This window comes from Halomonas shengliensis, from assembly GCF_900104135.1.
In the GTDB taxonomy this organism is placed as follows: Bacteria; Pseudomonadota; Gammaproteobacteria; order Pseudomonadales; family Halomonadaceae; genus Halomonas; species Halomonas shengliensis.
Genome location: NZ_FNIV01000013.1, coordinates 19,703 through 37,514, shown reverse-complemented (window position 1 = coordinate 37,514; position 17,812 = coordinate 19,703). Strand labels below are relative to the sequence as shown.

The following is a 17,812-nucleotide window of genomic DNA, read 5'->3' as shown; positions in this document are numbered from 1 at the left end:
AGGGCTCCCTTGATGCAGGACAAGGCGAGTTCCGCGCGGCGGACTATGCTGGGAGAGACGGCGCCAGCGTGCGCCCCCTCTTCCTTCGGCAGCTGCAGGAGCGACGCCATGTACTCCAGGATCCTGGTCCCCCTCGACGGTTCCGAGCACGCCATCAAGGCGCTGCGGGTCGCCGCCTCCCTGGCGCAGGGGGGTAAGGCTACCCTGCACCTGATGACGGTGGCGGAGTTTCCGCCCGACAATATCGGCCTGTTCACCGGCGGTACCGCCGAGCCCTTCTCCGAGGCGGAGCGCGAGAAGCTTGCCGAGGGCATGAAGGAGGAGGCCCACAAGGTGATCGACCAGGCCCGCGAAGCGGTGGATCTGGGCGACCTGACGGTGGAGGAGAGCGTGCGCCAAGGGCGCCCGGCCGAGCGCATCACCGAGGAGGCGGAGCGCGTCGGTGCCGATGTCATCGTGATGGGCAGCCGCGGCCTCGGCGACGTGCGCGGCATGGTGTTCGGCAGCGTCTCCCACAAGGTCAGCCACACCGCCGGCTGCGGCGTGATCACCGTGACCTGACGGCTCTCGAACTCGCGCCCCCTGCCTTCGGGCGTCAGGGGCGTGCGGCGGCCGGCATGCCGGACAACGAAAAAGGCCTTGCGGTGATCCGCAAGGCCTTGAATTCGTTGGTCGGAGTAGCAGGATTCGAACCTACGACCTCTGCCTCCCGAAGGCAGCGCTCTACCAAGCTGAGCTATACTCCGATGTCGTTCTCGCGAGGGGTTGCCTCTTCGACGCAGCGTATTTTACGCAAGCGCGGCCGGAATGCAAGCCCGTGGGCGGGCGTTTTTACGCCTGCCGGTCCACCGCCAGGCGGGCCAGCTCGGCCATGCTGTCGCGGTAGGGGCTGGGCGGCAGCGCCTCGAGCTGGGCCAGGGCGAGGTCGGCCATCTCCTCGGCGCGGCTGCGCGTATAGGCCAGGGCGCCGGTGGCGTCGATGATCTCCAGCACCTCTTGGAGGTGGTCGAGGCCGCCCTGGCGGATCGCCCGGCGGATCAGCTTTGCCTGCTCCGGGGTGCCCTGTGCCATGGCCTGGATCAGCGGCAGGGTGGGCTTGCCCTCGGCCAGGTCGTCGCCGACGTTCTTGCCCATCGCCTCGGCGTCGCCCTGGTAGTCGAGCAGGTCATCGATCAGCTGGAAGGCCAGGCCCAGGTAGCGACCGTAGTACTGCAGCGCGGCCTCCTGCTCCGGGGTGGCCTCGGCGAGGATGGCGCCGCTGTGGCTGGCCGCCTCGAAGAGCATCGCCGTCTTGCCCTGGATGGTCTCGAAGTAGGCCGCCTCGTCGATGTCCGGGTTGCCGACGTTGGTGAGCTGCTGCACCTCGCCCTCGGCGATCACGCAGGTGGCCGAGGAGAGCACGTCCATGATCCGCATGGAGCCCACCTCCACCATCATCTGGAAGGAGCGCGAGTAGAGGAAGTCGCCCACCAGCACCGAGGGGGCGTTGCCCCAGGCATCGTTGGCGGTGGCCTTGCCGCGGCGCAGGTGCGACTCGTCCACCACGTCGTCGTGCAGCAGGGTGGAGGTGTGCATGAACTCGATCAGGGTGGCCAGGGTGACGTGCCGTTCGCCCTGGTAGCCCAGCGCCCGGGCGGCCAGCAGCACCAGCAGCGGGCGCAGCCGCTTGCCGCCGCTGGCGATGATGTACTGGCCGATGGTCTCGACCAGCGGGATGCGCGAGCCCAGCTGGGCCTTGATGGTGCGGTTGACGGCGGCGAAGTCCTCGGCCACGGCGGCGTGGATCGGCGAGGGGGCGGCGGTGTCGGAGGCGGTGGCGTGGGTGGGCATGGAGGCTACGTCGACGGTCGGTGGGGGCCGGGGCGGGGCGGCCCCCTCTGGCCTTGGATTGCCGGCCATGCTAGGGGGCCCCCTCGGGGGCGTCAAGGCGCGCCGGAGGAGGCTTTCACCGCCCGGCGGTGGAGGCCGTGGGCGATGGCACGGCAGGGGCGGGCGGATGGTTGTCCGGCCGGCGGGAGATCGCTATACTACGCGGCCCACTCATCTCGCTCCCTGTCAGATGGTTGCCGAAAGGGGCGCCACTCGAAGCAGGCCGACGAAGAGCCCAACCCGATGAGTCCTGGAGAGAGAAGCATGTACGCAGTTATCAAGAGCGGTGGCAAGCAGTACCGCGTTCAGGAAGGCCAGACCCTCAAGCTCGAGAAGATCGAGGTGCCCACCGGCGAGTCCATCGATTTCGACGAGGTGCTGCTGGTCGGCAACGAGGACGATGTCAAGGTCGGCGCGCCGCTGGTCGAGGGTGCCAAGGTCTCCGCGGAGGTCGTGTCCCACGGCCGTGGCGACAAGGTCACCATCATTAAGTTCCGTCGCCGCAAGCACCACATGAAGCGTCAGGGCCACCGTCAGTGGTTCACCGAAGTCAAGATCACCGGGATCTCCGCCTAAGCGGTCCATCCCCCTGAACGGAGGTTTATTCCATGGCACATAAGAAGGCAGCGGGCTCTACCCGTAACGGTCGCGATTCCGAATCCAAGCGCCTTGGCGTGAAGCTGTTCGGTGGCCAGGCCGTCACCGCCGGCAACATCATCGTTCGCCAGCGCGGCACCAAGTTCCACGCCGGTACCGGCGTCGGCCTCGGCCGTGACCACACCCTGTTCGCCCTGAGCGACGGCGTGGTCAAGTTCGAGACCAAGGGTCCGAAGAACCGCAAGTTCGTCAGCGTCGTCTCCGCCTGAGACGCTTGACCCTTGCCGCAAGAAGGCCCCGCCACGGCGGGGCCTTCTTGTATCATGACGGCATATGCCGTCAGGAGAGTGACAGATGCAGTTCGTCGACGAAGCCTCGATCATCGTGGAGGCCGGCAAGGGGGGCAATGGCTGCCTCAGCTTCCGCCGCGAGAAGTACGTGCCCAAGGGTGGCCCCGATGGCGGCGACGGCGGGCATGGCGGCAGCGTCTACCTGATCGGTGACGACGCCCTCAACACCCTGATCGACTTCAAGTACCAGCGCTTCTACAAGGCCCAGAACGGCCAGCCCGGCATGGGCCGCCAGATGAGCGGCAGGGCCGGCGAGGACCTCCACGTCAAGGTGCCGGTGGGCACCACGGTGATCGACGAGGACACCCTGGAGGTGATCGCCGACGTCACCGAGATCGGCCAGGTGGTGCTGGTGGCCCAGGGTGGGCGCCGCGGGCTCGGCAACATCCACTTCAAGTCCTCCACCAACCGCGCGCCGCGGCGCACCACGCCCGGTACCGAGGGCGAGCGCCGCAACCTGCGCCTGGAGATGAAGGTGATGGCCGACGTCGGCCTGCTGGGCCTGCCCAACGCCGGCAAGTCGACGCTGATCCGCGCCGTCTCCGCGGCCAAGCCCAAGGTCGCCAACTACCCCTTCACCACCCTGGTGCCCAACCTGGGGGTGGTGAAGCTGGGCATGCACGAGCACTTCGTGATGGCCGACGTGCCGGGGCTGATCGAGGGGGCCTCCGAGGGGGCCGGCCTGGGGCTGCGCTTCCTCAAGCACCTGACCCGCACCCGGCTGCTGTTCCACGTGGTGGACGTGGCGCCCTTCGACGAGTCCGACCCGGTGGCGGCCGCCGAGGCGATCGCCCACGAGCTGGGCGAGTTCTCGCCGACCCTGGCCGAGCTGCCGCGCTGGCTGGTGCTCAACAAGCTCGACCTGCTCCCGGAAGACGAGCGCCAGGCGAAGGCCGACGAGATCGTGCGCCGCCTGGGCTGGCAAGGCCCGGTGTTCCGCATCTCGGCGATCTCCGGCGACGGCACCGACGCCCTGGTGCAGGCCGCCCACCGCTGGCTGACCGAGCAGCGCCGTCTGGAGAACGAGGACGAGGAGGCCGCCGAGCGTGCCCGCGAGATGCGCGCACGCATGGAGGACGAGGCGGTGGCCCGCACCGAGGCGCGGCTTGGTCGCAAGCGCAAGCCGGCCGACGAGGATGATGACGATTTCGATGACGACGACTACGACGTCGAGGTCGAATACGCGCCCTGAGGAACGAGAGCGAATGGAACGCAACGGGCAGGTGATGAGTCGCGAGGCGCTGGTCGGCGCCCGCCGGGTGGTGGTGAAGATCGGCAGTGCGCTGCTGACCAACGACGGCCGTGGCCTCGACGAGGCGGCGATCGGCGGCTGGGTGGACCAGATCGCCGCGCTGCATCGCCGCGGCATCGAGGTGGTGCTGGTCTCCTCCGGGGCGGTGGCCGCCGGCATGGTGCGGCTCGGCTGGCAGGTGCGCCCCTCGGCGGTGCACCAGCTGCAGGCCGCCGCCGCGGTGGGCCAGAACGGCCTCACCGAGTGCTACGAGGGGCACTTCGCCCGCCACGGCCTGCTCACCGCCCAGGTGCTGCTCACCCATGACGACCTCTCCAACCGCAAGCGTTACCTCAACGCGCGCTCGGCGCTGCGCACCCTGGTGGACCTGCGGGTGGTGCCGGTGGTCAACGAGAACGACACCGTGGTCACCGACGAGATCCGCTTCGGCGACAACGACACCCTGGGCGCCCTGGTGGCCAACCTGCTGGAGGCCGACGCCCTGGTGATCCTCACCGACCAGGACGGGCTCTTCGACGCCGACCCCCGCCACCACCCCGAGGCGCGGCTTATCCGCGAGGGGCGCGCCGACGACCCGGCGCTGGCGGCGGTGGCCGGTGGTGGCGGGGCGCTGGGACGCGGCGGCATGGCCACCAAGGTGCGCGCCGCGCGCCTGGCGGCACGCTCCGGCGCGGTGACCGCCATCGCCGGCGGGCGCCAGGCCGAGGTGCTGACCCGGCTGATCGAGGGCGAGCGGCTGGGTACCCTGCTGTTCCCCGAGCGCGAACCCATGGCGGCGCGCAAGCGCTGGCTGGCCGGCCAGCTGCAGGTGCGCGGCACCCTGACCCTGGATGCCGGGGCGGTGAAGGTGCTGCGCAGCCGGGGCTCCAGCCTGCTGCCGGTGGGGGTCAAGGCCGCCGCCGGCAACTTCGTGCGCGGCGACATGGTGCTGTGCGTCGACGAGGCCGGCGAGCGGGTGGCCAAGGGGCTGGTCAACTACGGGGTGGATGACGCCCTGCGCATCCTCGGCCGACCCAGCCACCAGATCGCGGGCATCCTCGGCTTCATGGAGGCGCCGGAGCTGATCCACCGCGACAACCTGGTGGTGCTCTAGACCTGGCGCTATAGCAAGGGCGATGCGGGCTGTGGTAGGATGCGCCATCCTCTCAGACACGGCCCGTGAACGATCGCCGATTTTCGGCGGTCGGCCAGATGGCCAGGCCGGCGGAAAGGCTCCGACCTTCCTGCCGGATCAATACGTTATCCAAGCCGTCACCACACGGGCGGCGAAGAATCTCCAAGGAGACAGCAAGTGGCAAACAGCAAGCAAGCTCGCAAGCGCGCCCGTCAGGCCGAAGGTCGTCGTGTCCTGAAGGCCAGCCAGCGCAGCATGGTCCGCACCTACGTGAAGCGCGTCATCAAGGCCATCAACGGCGGCGATCACGCCACCGCCATGGCAGCCTTACAGCAGGCGCAGCCGGTCATCGACCGTATCGCCGACAAGGACGTGCTCTCCAAGAAGAAGGCCGCGCGCATGAAGAGCCGCCTGAACAAGCGCATCAAGGCCCTGGCTGCCTGAAGCCGGTCCGATGCCATCGAGGCGCCGCCCGGGTGGCGCGCCTCGTGAAGAAACCGGCTGCGGCCGGTTTTTTTGTGGCCGTTTTCCCGGCGCGTTCAGGCCCGGGGCAGGGTGAGGACAGAGACGTGACGGAACGCGAGCAGCCGCCGGTGCCGGTGGAGGAGAGCGACAAGGTGGTGGCCCCCAAGGCCGGTGGGCTGATGCGCTCGGGCCTGGTGGTCAGCGTGATGACCATGCTCTCGCGGGTGATGGGGTTGGCCCGCGACGTGGTGATCGCCGCGCTATTCGGCGCGGGGCAGGGGGCGGACGCCTTCTTCGTCGCCTTTAAGATCCCCAACTTCATGCGCCGGCTGTTCGCCGAGGGCGCCTTCAACCAGGCCTTCGTGCCGGTGCTCTCGGAGGCCGCCACCCGCGGCAGCCGGCGCGAGGTGCGCGAGCTGCTGGACGCCGTCGCCGGCAGCCTCGCCGCGGTGCTCTTCCTGCTTACGGCGCTGGCCATGTTCGCCGCCCCCTGGCTGGTGTGGGTCTTCGCCCCCGGCTTCGGCCGCGACCCGGCCAAGCTGGCGCTCACCGCCGACATGCTGCGCCTCACCTTCCCCTACCTGCTGCTGATCTCGCTGACGGCGTTCGCCGGTAGCGTGCTCAACACCTGGAACCGCTTCGCGGTGCCGGCCTTCACCCCGGTGCTGCTCAACCTCTCGCTGATCGGCGCGGCGCTGCTGCTGACACCGCTGTTCGAGCAGCCGGCCATGGCGCTGGCCTGGGGCGTGCTGATCGCCGGCATGGCCCAGCTCGCCTTCCAGGTGCCCTTCCTGGTGCGACTGGGGCTGATGCCGCGGCCCTGGCCCAGCTTCGCCCACCCCGGCGTCAGGCGGATCATGGCGCTGATGGCCCCGGCGCTGTTCGGTGTCTCTGTCTCCCAGATCAACCTGCTGCTGGACACCGTGCTCGCCTCGCTGCTTGCGGCGGGCAGCGTCTCCTGGCTCTACTACTCCGACCGCCTGGTGGAGCTGCCGCTGGGGGTGTTCGGCATCGCCATCGGCACCGTGATCCTGCCGGCGCTCTCCCGCCGCCATGCAGAGCAGTCCGGCGAGCACTTCAGCGCCATGCTCGACTGGGCGATCCGCGCCGTGCTGCTGCTGGGGCTGCCGGCGGCCCTGGCCCTGGCGCTGCTCGCCGAGCCGCTGCTGATCGCGTTGTTCCACTACGGCGCGATGACCGAGCGCGACATCGCCATGGCGGCGATGAGCCTGCGCGCCTACTCGCTGGGCCTGGTGGCCTTCATGCTGATCAAGGTGCTGGCGCCGGGCTTCTTCGCCCGCCAGGACACCAAGACACCGGTGAAGGTGGGCATCGTCGCCATGGTCGCCAACATGGTGTTCAACCTGCTGCTGATCTGGCCGCTGGCCCACGCCGGCCTAGCGCTGGCCACCGCGCTCTCGGCCTTCCTTAACGCCGGCCTGCTGGGCTGGCTGCTCAGGAAGCAGGGCGTGCTGGTGTTCCAGCCCGGCTGGGGGCGCTACGCGGTACAGCTGCTGGGCGGCTGCGCGGTGATGGGGCTGGCGCTCGCCTGGGCCGCGCCGGAGTGGCAGGCGTGGCTCGGCTGGGGGATCTGGCAGCGTGTCGCCTGGCTGGCCGCCCTGGTGGTCGGCGGTGCGGCGCTCTACTTCGCCTGGCTGGCCGCCACCGGGGTGCGCCTGCGCCACTTCCGGATGAAGAGTTAAGTACCTCCGTGGCTGCCACGTGGCGAGGGGCGCTGGGGACAGGCTGAAGAGGAGGTCCTACGCCAGGGATGGCGTCGGTAGCTTCCAGGGAGGGATTTACAGCGCCTCCTCGACGAGCAACATGGCCTTGCCGTCGCCCGGCCCGGCTGTCAAGGGGCCGGCTGTCCGGTATAATCGACGATTTGACCACCCAACCGACGCCGAGCGGGGCTCTACCACGCCATGCAAGTGATCCGAGGACTGCACAACCTGCGCGACGAGCACCGCGGCTGCGTGGCCACCATCGGCAACTTCGATGGCGTGCACCTGGGCCATCAGGCGATCCTCGAGCAGTGTCGCGAGCAGGCGGCGCGTCTCGGCCTGCCGGTGACGGTGGTGGTGTTCGAGCCCCAGCCCCGGGAGTTCTTCGCCGGCGAGCAGGCCCCGCCGCGGCTCACCCGCCTGCGCGACAAGGTGCGCTTACTGGGCGAGGCGGGGGTCGAGCGGGTGCTCTGCCTGCCCTTCAACGACGCCCTGCGCAGCCTGACCGCCGAGGCCTTCATCCGCCGCGTGCTGATCGAGGGGCTGGGCGTGCGCCACCTGGTGGTGGGCGACGACTTCCGCTTCGGCTGCGACCGGCGGGGCGACTTCCACCTGCTCACCGCGGTGGGCGAGGCCCATGGCTTCGGCGTGGAACACACCCGTACCTTTACCGTCGACGACGAGCGCGTCTCCAGCACCCGCGTCCGCACCCTGCTGGCCAGCGGCAACTTCGAGGCCGCCGCCCGGCTGATGGGTCGCCCCTATCGCCTGGGTGGCCGGGTGGTGGCGGACCAGAAGCTCGGCCGCACCATCGGCGTGCCCACCGCCAACCTGCCCCAGCCGGTGCGCTCCCTGGCCCTGCAGGGGGTCTATGCGGTGATCAGCGAGCTGCCCGACGGGCGCCGCCTGCCCGGCGTGGCCAATATCGGCTGGCGCCCCACGGTGGGCAGCACCCGGCCGGTGCTGGAGGTGCACCTGTTCGACTTCGACGGCGACCTCTACGGCGAGCGCCTGGCGGTGTTGCCCTGCGCCAAGCTGCGCGGCGAGGTGAAGTTCGACGACTTCGCGGCCCTGAAGCACCAGATCGGCCTCGACCTCGAGCGCGCCCGGAGCTACTTCTCGCAGCATCCTTTACCGCACCCCGAAGGCTTCGGTAATGACGCTTCCCTTCCTCTGGCATCGGCGCCGCTGGCGCGCGAGGCCGTGACACTCGATTCCTCGGCGGGCGCGCCCGCCGACCATGACGACGGCTGACCCCCAGGATATGAGCGACTACAAGCCCACTCTGAACCTGCCAGAAACCGACTTCCCGATGCGCGGCATGTTGCCCAAGCGCGAGCCCGAGCGGCTGGCGCAGTGGCAGCAACTGGACCTCTACCACCGCCTGCGCGAGGCGCGCCGCGGCCGGGAGCTGTTCGTGCTGCACGATGGCCCTCCCTACGCCAATGGCAGCATCCATATCGGTCACGCCGTCAACAAGATCCTCAAGGACATCATCGTCAAGTCGAAGAACCTGGCCGGCTTCGATGCCCCCTACGTGCCCGGCTGGGACTGCCACGGCCTGCCCATCGAGCACAAGGTGGAGACCACCCATGGCAAGCGACTGGCGCCCGAGCGCGCCCGCGAGCTGTGCCGCGAGTATGCCGCCGAGCAGATCCAGGGCCAGCTCAAGGACTTCGTGCGCCTGGGCGTGGTGGGCGACTGGGACAACCCCTACCGCTCCATGGACTTCGCCAACGAGGCCGGCGAGATCCGCGCCCTGGCCGAGATGGTCGAGGCGGGCTACGTCTTCAAGGGCCTGAAGCCCGTCAACTGGTGCTTCGACTGCGGCTCGGCGCTGGCCGAGGCCGAGGTGGAGTACCAGGACAAGCGCTCCGACGCCATCGACGTCGCCTTCGCGGTGGAGGATGCCGACCGCCTGGCCGGCGCCTTCAGTCTGGGCGAGCTGCCCAAGCCCGCCGCCATCGTCATCTGGACCACCACTCCCTGGACCATCCCCGCCAACCAGGCGCTCAACATGCACCCCGAGTTCACCTATGCCCTGGTGGACACCGGCAGCCGCCTGCTGGTGCTGGCCGAGGAGCTGGTGGAATCGTGCCTTGCGCGCTACGGCCTTGAGGGCGAGGTGATCGCCACCGCCCGGGGCGAGGCCTTCGACGGCATCCGCTTCCGTCACCCCTTCTATGAGCGCTTCTCGCCGGTGTATCTCGCCGACTACGTGGAGAGCGAGGTGGGCAGCACCGGCATCGTCCACTCCGCCCCCTCCTACGGCGTGGATGACTTCGTCACCTGCCGCGAGCACGGCATGAGCTTCGACGAGATGCTCAACCCGGTGCAGGGCGATGGCGTCTACGCCGACGACCTGCCGTTCTTCGGCGGCCAGATGATCTGGAAGGCCAATCCGCAGATCGTCGCCAAGCTCGACGAGGTGGGCGCGCTGATGGCCCATACCCCGATCACCCACAGCTACATGCACTGCTGGCGCCACAAGACCCCGGTGATCTATCGCGCCACCGCCCAGTGGTTCGTGGGCATGGACGTGCAAGGGAAGGACGGCAGGACCCTGCGCGAGCGGGCGCTTGAGGGCATCGAGGCCACCACCTTCACCCCGGCCTGGGGCCAGGCGCGCCTGCACAGCATGATCGCCAACCGCCCGGACTGGTGCATCTCGCGCCAGCGCAACTGGGGCGTGCCGATCCCCTTCTTCCTGCACAAGTCCACCGGCGAGCTGCACCCGCGCACCGTGGCACTGATGGAGGAGGCCGCCAAGCGCGTTGAGGCCGAGGGCATCGACGCCTGGTTCCGCCTCGACCCCGCGGAGCTGCTGGGCGAGGAGGCCGCCGACTACGAGAAGGTGACCGACACCCTGGACGTGTGGTTCGACTCCGGCACCACTCATCGTCACGTGCTGCGCGGCTCACACCCCCATGGCCACGAGAGCGGCCCGCGGGCGGATCTGTACCTGGAGGGCTCCGACCAGCACCGCGGCTGGTTCCACTCCTCGCTGCTCACCGGCTGCGCCATGGACGGCCACCCGCCGTACCGCGGCCTGCTCACCCACGGCTTCACCGTGGACGCCCAGGGCCGCAAGATGTCCAAGTCGGTGGGCAACGTGGTGGCGCCCCAGGAGGTGATGGACAAGCTCGGCGCCGACATCCTGCGCCTGTGGACCGCCTCCACCGACTACTCCGGCGAGATGGCGGTCTCCGACGAGATCCTCAAGCGCACCGCCGATGTCTACCGGCGTATCCGCAACACCGCGCGTTTCCTGCTGGCCAACCTCAACGGCTTCGACCCGGCGCGCGACGCGCTGCCCTTCGGCGAGATGCTGGCCCTGGACCAGTGGGTGGTGGACCGCGCCGCCCAGCTGCAGGCGCGCATCCAGAAGGCCTATGAGGAGTACCGCTTCCTCGACGTCTACCAGCAGGTGCACGGCTTCTGCGCCCGGGAGTTGGGCGGCTTCTACCTGGACGTGATCAAGGATCGCCAGTACACCACCCAGGCCGACTCGGTGGCGCGGCGCAGCGCCCAGACCGCCCTTTACCACGTGGTGGAGGCGCTCTCGCGCTGGGTGGCACCGATCCTCTCGTTCACCGCCGAGGAGATCTACGAGCATATCCCCGGCGCGCGCGGCGACAGCGTGCTGCTCGAGGAGTACTACACCGGCCTTGCCACGCTCGCCGACGACGCCGAGATGGGCCGCGACTTCTGGGAGCGGGTGCTCACCGTCAAGCAGGCGGTCAACAAGTGCCTGGAGGATGCCCGCAACGCCAAGGTGATCAAGGGCAGCCTGGCCGCCGAGGTCACCCTCTACGTGGACGACGCGCTGCACGCCACCCTGGCCAAGCTGGGCGAGGAGCTGCGCTTCGTGATGCTGACCAGCGAGGTGACCCTCAGGCCGCTGGCCGAGGCCGAGGGTGAAGGAGAGGGCGCCGAGGCCACCGAGCTTGATGGCCTCAAGGTGGCGGTGGTCGAGAGCCCCAACAACAAGTGCGAGCGCTGCTGGCACCACCGCGAGGAGGTGGGCACCCACCCCGAGCACCCGGACCTCTGCAACCGCTGCATCAGCAACCTGCCGGATGGTCCCGGCGAAACGCGCCGCTATGCGTAAGGGTGAGGCCATGGCCACGGGCGACACGCAAGGTGAGCAGGGCGCCCCCGAGCGGGCTCCCATGCGCCAGCCGCTGCGCTGGCTGTGGCTGGCGCTGGCGGTGATCGTGCTGGACCTCGCCACCAAGACCGCCGCCAGTGCCTGGCTCGACTACGCCCGGCCGGTGGAGGTGCTGCCCTTCTTCGACCTGACGCTGCTGCACAACACCGGCGCGGCCTTCAGCTTCCTGGCCGACCATCCCGGCTGGCAGCGCTGGTTCTTCGCCGCCATCGCGGTGGGGGCGAGCATCGGCCTGACGATCTGGATGCGCCGCCTCAGGGCGGACGAGACGCTGCTGGCGGCCTCGCTGGCGCTGATCATCGGCGGCGCCCTGGGCAACCTCTACGACCGCCTGGTGCACGGCTACGTGGTGGACTTCCTCTCCTTCCACGCGGCGGGCTGGTACTACCCGGCGTTCAACGTGGCGGACATCGGCATCACCGTCGGCGCCATCGGCCTGATCTGGGAATCCGTGGTCGGCGAGAAGCGCCGCGCGCGGAAGCGTAGCTGACCACTGATTGGTAGGAGGCCGGCTCCGCCGGCGGTGCGACGTTTCGCCGAATGGCGCCGAAGGCGCCCCGGCGGTGTTGCCCAAGCCTCGCCACGAACCTAATCCTTTTTACCGAGCCCAATACCCCATGACCGACCAGAACAGCGAGCAGTACCGCATCGACGAGGGCATGGAAGTCACCCTGCACTTCACCCTCAAGCTGGAAGACGGCACCGTGGTGGACTCCACCCGCGACAAGGCCCCGGCCACCTTCCAGGTGGGCGACGGCAACCTGCCCCCCGGCTTCGAGCACCCCATGAAGGGCATGAGCGCCGGCGAGAGCGCCACCTTCGAGATCACCCCGGAGCACGCCTTCGGCCAGCACAATCCGCAGAACATCCAGCGCCTCAAGCGCGACGACTTCGGCGAGGAGCCGCTGGAACTCGGCACCGTGATGTCCTTCGCCGACCCCGGCGGCGGCGAGCTGCCCGGCGTGATCAGCGCCATCGAGGGCGAGATGGTCGACGTGGACTTCAACCATCCGCTGGCGGGGCGTACCCTCACCTTCGAGGTGGAAGTGCTGGATGTGAAGCCCGCCACGACCCATTGAGGCGCCAATCGCAGTAGGAGGGAGGCTTCGCCTCGCGACTGGCGCCGCAGGCGCCCGGCGATGGCACCGAGGCCAACCCTCAGGCTCACACCCCGAAGGCCACCGAAACCAACAGGCAGATGCCCCCTGACGCATCAAGGCAGATACCCATGCAGATCAAACTGGCCAATCCCCGCGGCTTCTGCGCCGGCGTCGACCGCGCCATCGAGATCGTCAACGGCGCCCTGGACGTGTTCGGCCCGCCGATCTACGTGCGCCACGAGGTGGTCCATAACCGCTTCGTGGTGGACAGCCTGCGCGAGCGCGGCGCCATCTTCGTCGAGGAGCTCCAGGAGGTCCCCGACGACGTCATCGTGATCTTCTCCGCCCATGGCGTCTCCCGCGCCGTTCAGCAGGAGGCGGAGCGCCGCGGCCTCAAGGTATTCGACGCCACCTGCCCGCTGGTCACCAAGGTGCATATGGAGGTGCTGCGCTACGCCAAACGTGGCCAGGAGTGCATCCTGATCGGCCACGAGGGGCACCCCGAGGTGGAGGGCACCATGGGGCGCTACGACACCTCCCACGGCGGCGCTATCTACCTGGTGGAGGACGAGGAGGATGTCGCCAAGCTCGAGGTCAAGGACCCGAGCCGGCTGGCCTTCGTCACCCAGACCACCCTCTCCATGGACGACACCGCCCGGGTGATCGATGCCCTGCGCGCCAAGTTCCCGGAGATCCAGGGGCCGCGCAAGGACGACATCTGCTACGCCACCCAGAACCGCCAGGACGCCGTGCGCGAGCTGGCCGAAGGCGCGGACCTGGTATTGGTGGTGGGCAGCCCCAACAGCTCCAACTCCAACCGCCTGCGCGAGCTCTCCGAGCGGGTCGGCACCCCGGCCTACCTGATCGACAGCGCCGAGCAGATCGAGCCCGCCTGGCTCGAGGGCGTGAACGCCATCGGTGTCACCGCCGGTGCCAGCGCCCCCGAGGTGCTGGTGCAGGGCGTGATCGATCGGCTGAAGAGCCTCGGCGCCAGCGCCCCCGAGGAACTCGCCGGCCGCGAGGAGACCATCACCTTCTCCATGCCCCGCGAACTGCGCGAGCGGGTCATCGTCAGCGAGTAGCCAATAGCCGCAAGAGAGCCGGCAGGAAGGGCAGGAAAGCGAACGCCGCCGTCATCTGCATGACGGCGGCGTTCCTGTGTGAGAGTGAGGGCTCTAATCGCATATTCGCATCGCGACAGGAACACCCCATGTGGCAGCCCGGTTTCCCCGGGCGAAACGATTCTTGTGGGAGGCCGGCTTTGCCGGGTGAATGCCGCGTAGCGGCAAGGTGCCGTCAAGCGCCCGGGTCAAGTACCCGGTAGGAGGGATGCTCCGCATCGCGACTGGCGCCGCCAGGCGCCCCTGACCAAGCCGGCTGACTCAGAACCGCCACCCCAGGCTTACCGCCGCGCCCATCTGGCGCATGCTCAGTTCGATCTGCTGGCCATCCCCCAGTGGGTTCTCGCCGCGCACCGTCTCCTCCGGCGAGTAGAAGGCCATGCCGGAGAGCTCCAGGCCATCGCCGATCTGGCGAGTTAACCCACCGGTGACGTGCCACTGCTGCACCCCGGGGGCGAGGATGTTGAACAGCACCTCGCTGTCGGGAATCGGCTGCTCGCCATAGCTCACCCCGGCACGCCAGGTCTGGTCGGCATCCTGCTGCCACTGCCAGCCCAGCTTGACCACCGTCATGTCGTCCCAGCCGAAGCCGGCGCCGTCGTCGTCGCCCAGAAATCCGGGGGAGGCGAAGGCGTTGCCCACGCTATTGATCTCGCTGTAGCGGATATGCTGCACGTCCAGCAGCAGCCAGTGATCCTCGATGCCGGACCAGGCCAGGCCGGCGTGGAACATCTGCGGGATATCGAAGTCGCCCTGCTCGGCGAAGAGGCCGCGGTAGTCGTCGAACTCCTCCATCTTCAGCACCTTACGCCAGCTCAGGCCGCCGCGCAGGTCGTCGGTCAGCTGACCCTGCCAACCGAGCTGGAAGCCGTAGCCCCAGGCATCGTCGGTGCCGTTGTTGGAGAGCGCGCTCGGATCGGACGAGAAGCCGGCGAAGCTATCCAGGCCCGTGGCTGAGAAGCGCTGGTAGGCGATTACCGGCGAGATGCCGAAGGCATGGTCCTCGTTGAGCTTCCATGTCCAGGTGGGCGCGATAAACAGCTGCTCCAGGTTCACCCCGGCCTCGCCGGCCCCGAAGGTGCCGCCGTCGCGGCCACTATACTCGGTGTTCATGCCGCCGTTGGCGAACACCGAGACGCCCAGGGTCTGGCGCTCGGTAAGCTGGCGGTTGTAGCCGGCGCTGGGGATCACGAAGGCCTCGTTCTAGCTCTCGCGGTTGCCGGGCATCGGAAAGCCAGGACCTTCCACCGAGTACTCCCGACGGGGCGAGAACAGCTCCGCACCGATATCCGCGCGGTTACCAACGAAGGCCATGCCCGCAGGGTTGGTGGCCGCGGCGATGCTGTCCTGGGCCAGGGCGGTGCCGGCGCCCGCCATGCCTTGGTTGATGGTGCCGTAGCCGTGGGAGAAGTAGCCGTTGGTGGCCAGCGCCTGGGCGGGGGCCAGCACCGCCAGCAGCAGGAGGGTGTGCTTCCGGTTCATGGTGTGCCTGTCGGGGAGGGGGTTTTAGTGGGGCCCTTTCTACCGGAGGTTGGTTATAATGAAAAGTGATTAATAGTTATTCTTATATACTTAATGTGTAGGTGAAAGACACAACCGGCACATTTTTCAGAGCCATCCTGCCCTGTGGCTGTCCCACATGCTGTGTGTCGACGCCCATCAGCGGCTAGACTGTAGGCACTCCCCCTCGCGCGGCGGCGGCATTTTGCCTCGCCACTCTATCGGAACGGCTACCCTTGATACATACTGAAACCGAATGTAACAGAAGCAGGGAGACGCGCGGCGTGACCCCACCGAACACCCGACGCAGGCCCCAGAGCCCCACAGGCAGCACCCGGCACAGCGCCGGCTTCACCCTCATCGAACTGATGATTGCGGTAGCCATCGTCGCGATTCTGGCTTCCATCGCCTATCCCAGCTACACCCGCTACGTGCAGGAGGCTAGAAGGACCGATGCCATCTCCAGCATCATGACCACGGCTGGCCAGTTGGAGAGGTGCTACACGGTGACCAATGACTATCGAATCCGCAGCGTCGCTGCCTCTGGAGTTAGCCCAACGTACAAAACTTGTATAAAAGATGAGGGCAAGGATAGCTTATCACCCAGTATGTCTGAAGAAATCGGCTCTTCAGAGGGTTATTACAAGATTACCGTAGCGGCCTCTGCTCCGAGCTATACGATTACTGCGGCGCCAGATGGTTCACCTCAGAATAACGATTCGCCATGCCAAAGTTTTACTCTCGATCATACTGGCAAGAAGGGGCCGGATGGAACAGTCGATGAATGTTGGAAATAAAAATGCCACTGGCTTTACGCTGATCGAGCTTTTGATCACCGTTGCTGTTGCTGTGGTGCTGGCGACGATTGCTGTGCCGGGATTTCAAAACATGGTGAAAACTAACCGCTTGGTCGCTGACTACAACGAGATTCTGGCTACATTGAATTATGCTCGTAGTGAAGCAGTGAAAAGAAGAGTAGATGTTTCTGCAGTTGTAGATTCATCCGGGCCGTGGAAGATTAGTGTTGATGCCAGTGATGCTGTTGGGACGTTGAGGGTAAGTGAAGGTCGGGATGCTCGTGTTAGTATTAGCGGCCCCTCTTCTGTGGTCTTCAACTCTCTTGGAAGGCGTTCTTCTTGCGGTGGTGAGATTCCTTGCCAACTGGAGGTTGCAATCGCTGGAGAAGATTCCAAGACAATCGAGATCAGTTCCTCAGGAAGTATAAATTGATGGTTGGCCTATGATGAGAGTCAAGAGTCCAAAGTCTAAGTCTTCCCAACGCGGCTTTACGCTGCTTGAGGTGCTGATCGCCATCGTGGTTCTGGCGCTGGGGCTGTTGGGGCTTGCGGCCTTACAGATGAATGCCTTAAAGAGCGCGGATGTTTCGTATCAGCGCTCGATAGCCACGTTGGCTGCTCAGGATCTGGCTGAGCGGACTTGGGGCTTTCTTCTGGCGTCACCTGACTACTTCGGTGAAAGTGATGCCACGATCCGCAAGATCTCTTGTCCGGATGATATTGACCGCTACAGCAGCAGTGGGGTGTTGGGGGGTACAGATTTAAGCGACTTGGATGTCATCTATGGCCAATGGAAGGATGAGTGGGCGCCTGATGGAGGCCCGGCAGTCTGGAAGCTGCCTTGGAGTCTTTCGGCAACACCCATCACTCTTGAGTCAGCAAGCCAGTGCCTTTATCGCATAGAGCTTGAGTGGGTCGATGAGAGATTTGGTGGGGAAGAGGTGGCATCACTGGTATATCGGTTCGGCGTTCCTCAGCAGAAATAGATGGAAAGTTTCCATATGAAGTCGGTGATGAAATGAAATGCCAGAAGGGGTTTTCGCTCGTCGAACTGATGATTGCCTTGGTGCTGGGGCTTCTGGTCACGGCAGGGGCCATTCAGCTTTTTGTTACCACTAAGTCGACCTTTAACAGGATGGAGTCCTTGGCGGAAAGGCAGGAAGCTCTGCGTTTTGTCGCGGATACCATCTCTCGTGATGTGAGAACGTCGCCCAAGGTCTACATCGAAAGCAAGACCGATATTACTTGCGGTAATACGTTTGTCGATTTGCGATACGATCCTTCTTATGTTGACCACCCCTATTGCTCTTCGGATCCGTATTTGCAGATGGTTCGATACAGTGCCGAAGCCTCAGGGGGGAGGTGCACGTTACGATTACGTTACTGGTGCACAGCTGAGGAAAGTAGTTCATTAGGAATAGGGTTCAATTCGGATGGTAGCCGAGACCTTAGCTCGTTATTCACGGCCTCAGGGAACGAGCCCCTACAGGAGGTTGGCAAGGTTACTTTCCTTGATGGGGTGGCAGACTATAGCCACTTGGCATCAGACCCTCCTGGCACCCTCTTCCAGTTGGCGACCCAGATAACACTGGCCCAGGACGCTTGGCCGGGTGCGGATGAAGAGAGAAGGACATTTGTGTTTAATACCTTTTCTCGACGAAAGTTGATGGAGCGGCTCGAGCTGGTGCCGGCATTTGCCAGTGGCGCTTCGCCTTGAGTGAAAAGAGAAGTTTATTCTGTATCTTCGGGAGG

Annotated in this window: 19 protein-coding genes and 1 tRNA gene; 16 read left to right on the top strand and 4 right to left on the bottom strand. The window is 66.5% G+C overall.

Annotation, left to right across the window (positions count from 1 at the left end):
* The first annotated feature begins 108 nt into the window (after positions 1-108).
* Positions 109-561, top strand: a complete 453-nt coding sequence (locus tag BLP95_RS15075; RefSeq protein ID WP_023006959.1) for a universal stress protein — start codon at positions 109-111, stop codon at positions 559-561.
* A gap of 108 nt (positions 562-669) precedes the next feature.
* Here the strand turns inward: BLP95_RS15075 and BLP95_RS15070 are convergent.
* Together BLP95_RS15070 and ispB are read right to left on the bottom strand one after the other, a co-directional pair.
* Positions 670-746, bottom strand: a tRNA-Pro gene (locus tag BLP95_RS15070).
* Between the two features lie 85 nt (positions 747-831).
* Positions 832-1,830 carry an octaprenyl diphosphate synthase gene (gene ispB, locus BLP95_RS15065; RefSeq protein WP_089680811.1) on the bottom strand — a complete coding sequence of 333 codons (999 nt, stop codon included), beginning with the start codon at positions 1,828-1,830 and terminating at the stop codon, positions 832-834.
* 303 nt (positions 1,831-2,133) lie between these two features.
* Between ispB and rplU the strand changes: the two genes are divergently transcribed.
* The 11 genes from rplU (at position 2,134) to ispH (ending at position 13,724) form a co-directional block, all read left to right on the top strand.
* Complete coding sequence (rplU, locus tag BLP95_RS15060; protein WP_089680809.1) at positions 2,134-2,445, top strand: 50S ribosomal protein L21; 312 nt, start codon at positions 2,134-2,136, stop codon at positions 2,443-2,445.
* Between the two features lie 32 nt (positions 2,446-2,477).
* Complete coding sequence (gene rpmA, locus BLP95_RS15055; RefSeq protein ID WP_023006956.1) at positions 2,478-2,735, top strand: 50S ribosomal protein L27; 258 nt, start codon at positions 2,478-2,480, stop codon at positions 2,733-2,735.
* A gap of 85 nt (positions 2,736-2,820) precedes the next feature.
* Positions 2,821-4,008, top strand: a complete 1,188-nt coding sequence (gene cgtA / locus BLP95_RS15050; RefSeq protein WP_089680807.1) for an Obg family GTPase CgtA — start codon at positions 2,821-2,823, stop codon at positions 4,006-4,008.
* 13 nt (positions 4,009-4,021) lie between these two features.
* Positions 4,022-5,161, top strand: a complete 1,140-nt coding sequence (gene proB, locus BLP95_RS15045; RefSeq protein ID WP_089680806.1) for a glutamate 5-kinase — start codon at positions 4,022-4,024, stop codon at positions 5,159-5,161.
* A 198-nt stretch (positions 5,162-5,359) separates the two neighbouring features.
* Positions 5,360-5,626: a 30S ribosomal protein S20 gene (gene rpsT / locus BLP95_RS15040; RefSeq protein ID WP_089680804.1), complete on the top strand. Its 267-nt coding sequence runs from the start codon at positions 5,360-5,362 to the stop codon at positions 5,624-5,626.
* Between the two features lie 200 nt (positions 5,627-5,826).
* Entirely contained in the window at positions 5,827-7,350 is a 1,524-nt protein-coding gene (gene murJ / locus BLP95_RS15035) for a murein biosynthesis integral membrane protein MurJ (RefSeq protein ID WP_089680886.1), read from the top strand.
* Between the two features lie 222 nt (positions 7,351-7,572).
* A complete protein-coding gene (gene ribF, locus BLP95_RS15030; RefSeq protein ID WP_089680802.1) occupies positions 7,573-8,625 on the top strand; it encodes a bifunctional riboflavin kinase/FAD synthetase in 1,053 nt (350 codons plus the stop codon).
* 10 nt (positions 8,626-8,635) lie between these two features.
* Positions 8,636-11,482, top strand: coding sequence for an isoleucine--tRNA ligase (ileS, locus tag BLP95_RS15025; RefSeq protein WP_176760312.1), 2,847 nt, complete (start codon positions 8,636-8,638; stop codon positions 11,480-11,482).
* Between the two features lie 10 nt (positions 11,483-11,492).
* A complete protein-coding gene (gene lspA, locus BLP95_RS15020) occupies positions 11,493-12,032 on the top strand; it encodes a signal peptidase II (protein ID WP_245678776.1) in 540 nt (179 codons plus the stop codon).
* Positions 12,033-12,159: 127 nt separating this feature from the next.
* On the top strand, positions 12,160-12,621 hold the full coding sequence (gene fkpB, locus BLP95_RS15015) for an FKBP-type peptidyl-prolyl cis-trans isomerase (protein ID WP_089680797.1): 462 nt from the start codon (positions 12,160-12,162) through the stop codon (positions 12,619-12,621).
* Positions 12,622-12,770: 149 nt separating this feature from the next.
* Positions 12,771-13,724, top strand: coding sequence for a 4-hydroxy-3-methylbut-2-enyl diphosphate reductase (gene ispH, locus BLP95_RS15010; RefSeq protein ID WP_176760311.1), 954 nt, complete (start codon positions 12,771-12,773; stop codon positions 13,722-13,724).
* Positions 13,725-14,024: 300 nt separating this feature from the next.
* On the opposite strand, the gene BLP95_RS15005 is transcribed toward ispH, so the two are convergent.
* Positions 14,025-14,954 carry an OmpP1/FadL family transporter gene (locus BLP95_RS15005; RefSeq protein ID WP_218118554.1) on the bottom strand — a complete coding sequence of 310 codons (930 nt, stop codon included), beginning with the start codon at positions 14,952-14,954 and terminating at the stop codon, positions 14,025-14,027.
* Between the two features lie 12 nt (positions 14,955-14,966).
* The gene (locus BLP95_RS16990; RefSeq protein ID WP_218118553.1) at positions 14,967-15,245 is read right to left on the bottom strand and encodes a hypothetical protein; all 279 of its coding nucleotides are present in this window, start codon (positions 15,243-15,245) and stop codon (positions 14,967-14,969) included.
* A 302-nt stretch (positions 15,246-15,547) separates the two neighbouring features.
* Here BLP95_RS16990 and BLP95_RS15000 point away from each other — a divergent pair, with 302 nt between their 5' ends.
* From BLP95_RS15000 to BLP95_RS14985, 4 genes are read left to right on the top strand one after another with little or no spacing between them, the layout of a single operon-like run.
* Positions 15,548-16,060 carry a type IV pilin protein gene (locus BLP95_RS15000; RefSeq protein ID WP_281187389.1) on the top strand — a complete coding sequence of 171 codons (513 nt, stop codon included), beginning with the start codon at positions 15,548-15,550 and terminating at the stop codon, positions 16,058-16,060.
* The gene (locus tag BLP95_RS14995) at positions 16,032-16,493 is read left to right on the top strand and encodes a GspH/FimT family pseudopilin (RefSeq protein WP_176760310.1); all 462 of its coding nucleotides are present in this window, start codon (positions 16,032-16,034) and stop codon (positions 16,491-16,493) included. The genes BLP95_RS15000 and BLP95_RS14995 overlap by 29 nt, the downstream gene beginning before the upstream one ends.
* Before the next feature lie 10 nt (positions 16,494-16,503).
* Positions 16,504-17,046, top strand: coding sequence for a type IV pilus modification protein PilV (pilV, locus tag BLP95_RS14990; RefSeq protein ID WP_245678775.1), 543 nt, complete (start codon positions 16,504-16,506; stop codon positions 17,044-17,046).
* Positions 17,047-17,078: 32 nt separating this feature from the next.
* Positions 17,079-17,777 carry a PilW family protein gene (locus BLP95_RS14985; RefSeq protein WP_089680789.1) on the top strand — a complete coding sequence of 233 codons (699 nt, stop codon included), beginning with the start codon at positions 17,079-17,081 and terminating at the stop codon, positions 17,775-17,777.
* Positions 17,778-17,812: the final 35 nt, after the last annotated feature.

Excerpts from the sequence above, each read along its gene's own strand:
- BLP95_RS16990 (WP_218118553.1), bottom strand. The coding sequence starts at position 15,245 with ATGAACCGGAAGCACACCCTCCTGCTGCTGGCGGTGCTGGCCCCCGCC.
- ileS (WP_176760312.1), top strand. The coding sequence starts at position 8,636 with ATGAGCGACTACAAGCCCACTCTGAACCTGCCAGAAACCGACTTCCCG.
- rplU (WP_089680809.1), top strand. The coding sequence starts at position 2,134 with ATGTACGCAGTTATCAAGAGCGGTGGCAAGCAGTACCGCGTTCAGGAA.
- BLP95_RS14995 (WP_176760310.1), top strand. The coding sequence starts at position 16,032 with ATGGAACAGTCGATGAATGTTGGAAATAAAAATGCCACTGGCTTTACG.
- ispH (WP_176760311.1), top strand. The coding sequence starts at position 12,771 with ATGCAGATCAAACTGGCCAATCCCCGCGGCTTCTGCGCCGGCGTCGAC.
- lspA (WP_245678776.1), top strand. The coding sequence starts at position 11,493 with ATGGCCACGGGCGACACGCAAGGTGAGCAGGGCGCCCCCGAGCGGGCT.
- ispB (WP_089680811.1), bottom strand. The coding sequence starts at position 1,830 with ATGCCCACCCACGCCACCGCCTCCGACACCGCCGCCCCCTCGCCGATC.
- BLP95_RS15075 (WP_023006959.1), top strand. The coding sequence starts at position 109 with ATGTACTCCAGGATCCTGGTCCCCCTCGACGGTTCCGAGCACGCCATC.
- rpmA (WP_023006956.1), top strand. The coding sequence starts at position 2,478 with ATGGCACATAAGAAGGCAGCGGGCTCTACCCGTAACGGTCGCGATTCC.
- pilV (WP_245678775.1), top strand. The coding sequence starts at position 16,504 with ATGATGAGAGTCAAGAGTCCAAAGTCTAAGTCTTCCCAACGCGGCTTT.
- fkpB (WP_089680797.1), top strand. The coding sequence starts at position 12,160 with ATGACCGACCAGAACAGCGAGCAGTACCGCATCGACGAGGGCATGGAA.
- BLP95_RS14985 (WP_089680789.1), top strand. The coding sequence starts at position 17,079 with ATGAAATGCCAGAAGGGGTTTTCGCTCGTCGAACTGATGATTGCCTTG.
- proB (WP_089680806.1), top strand. The coding sequence starts at position 4,022 with ATGGAACGCAACGGGCAGGTGATGAGTCGCGAGGCGCTGGTCGGCGCC.
- murJ (WP_089680886.1), top strand. The coding sequence starts at position 5,827 with ATGCGCTCGGGCCTGGTGGTCAGCGTGATGACCATGCTCTCGCGGGTG.
- ribF (WP_089680802.1), top strand. The coding sequence starts at position 7,573 with ATGCAAGTGATCCGAGGACTGCACAACCTGCGCGACGAGCACCGCGGC.
- cgtA (WP_089680807.1), top strand. The coding sequence starts at position 2,821 with ATGCAGTTCGTCGACGAAGCCTCGATCATCGTGGAGGCCGGCAAGGGG.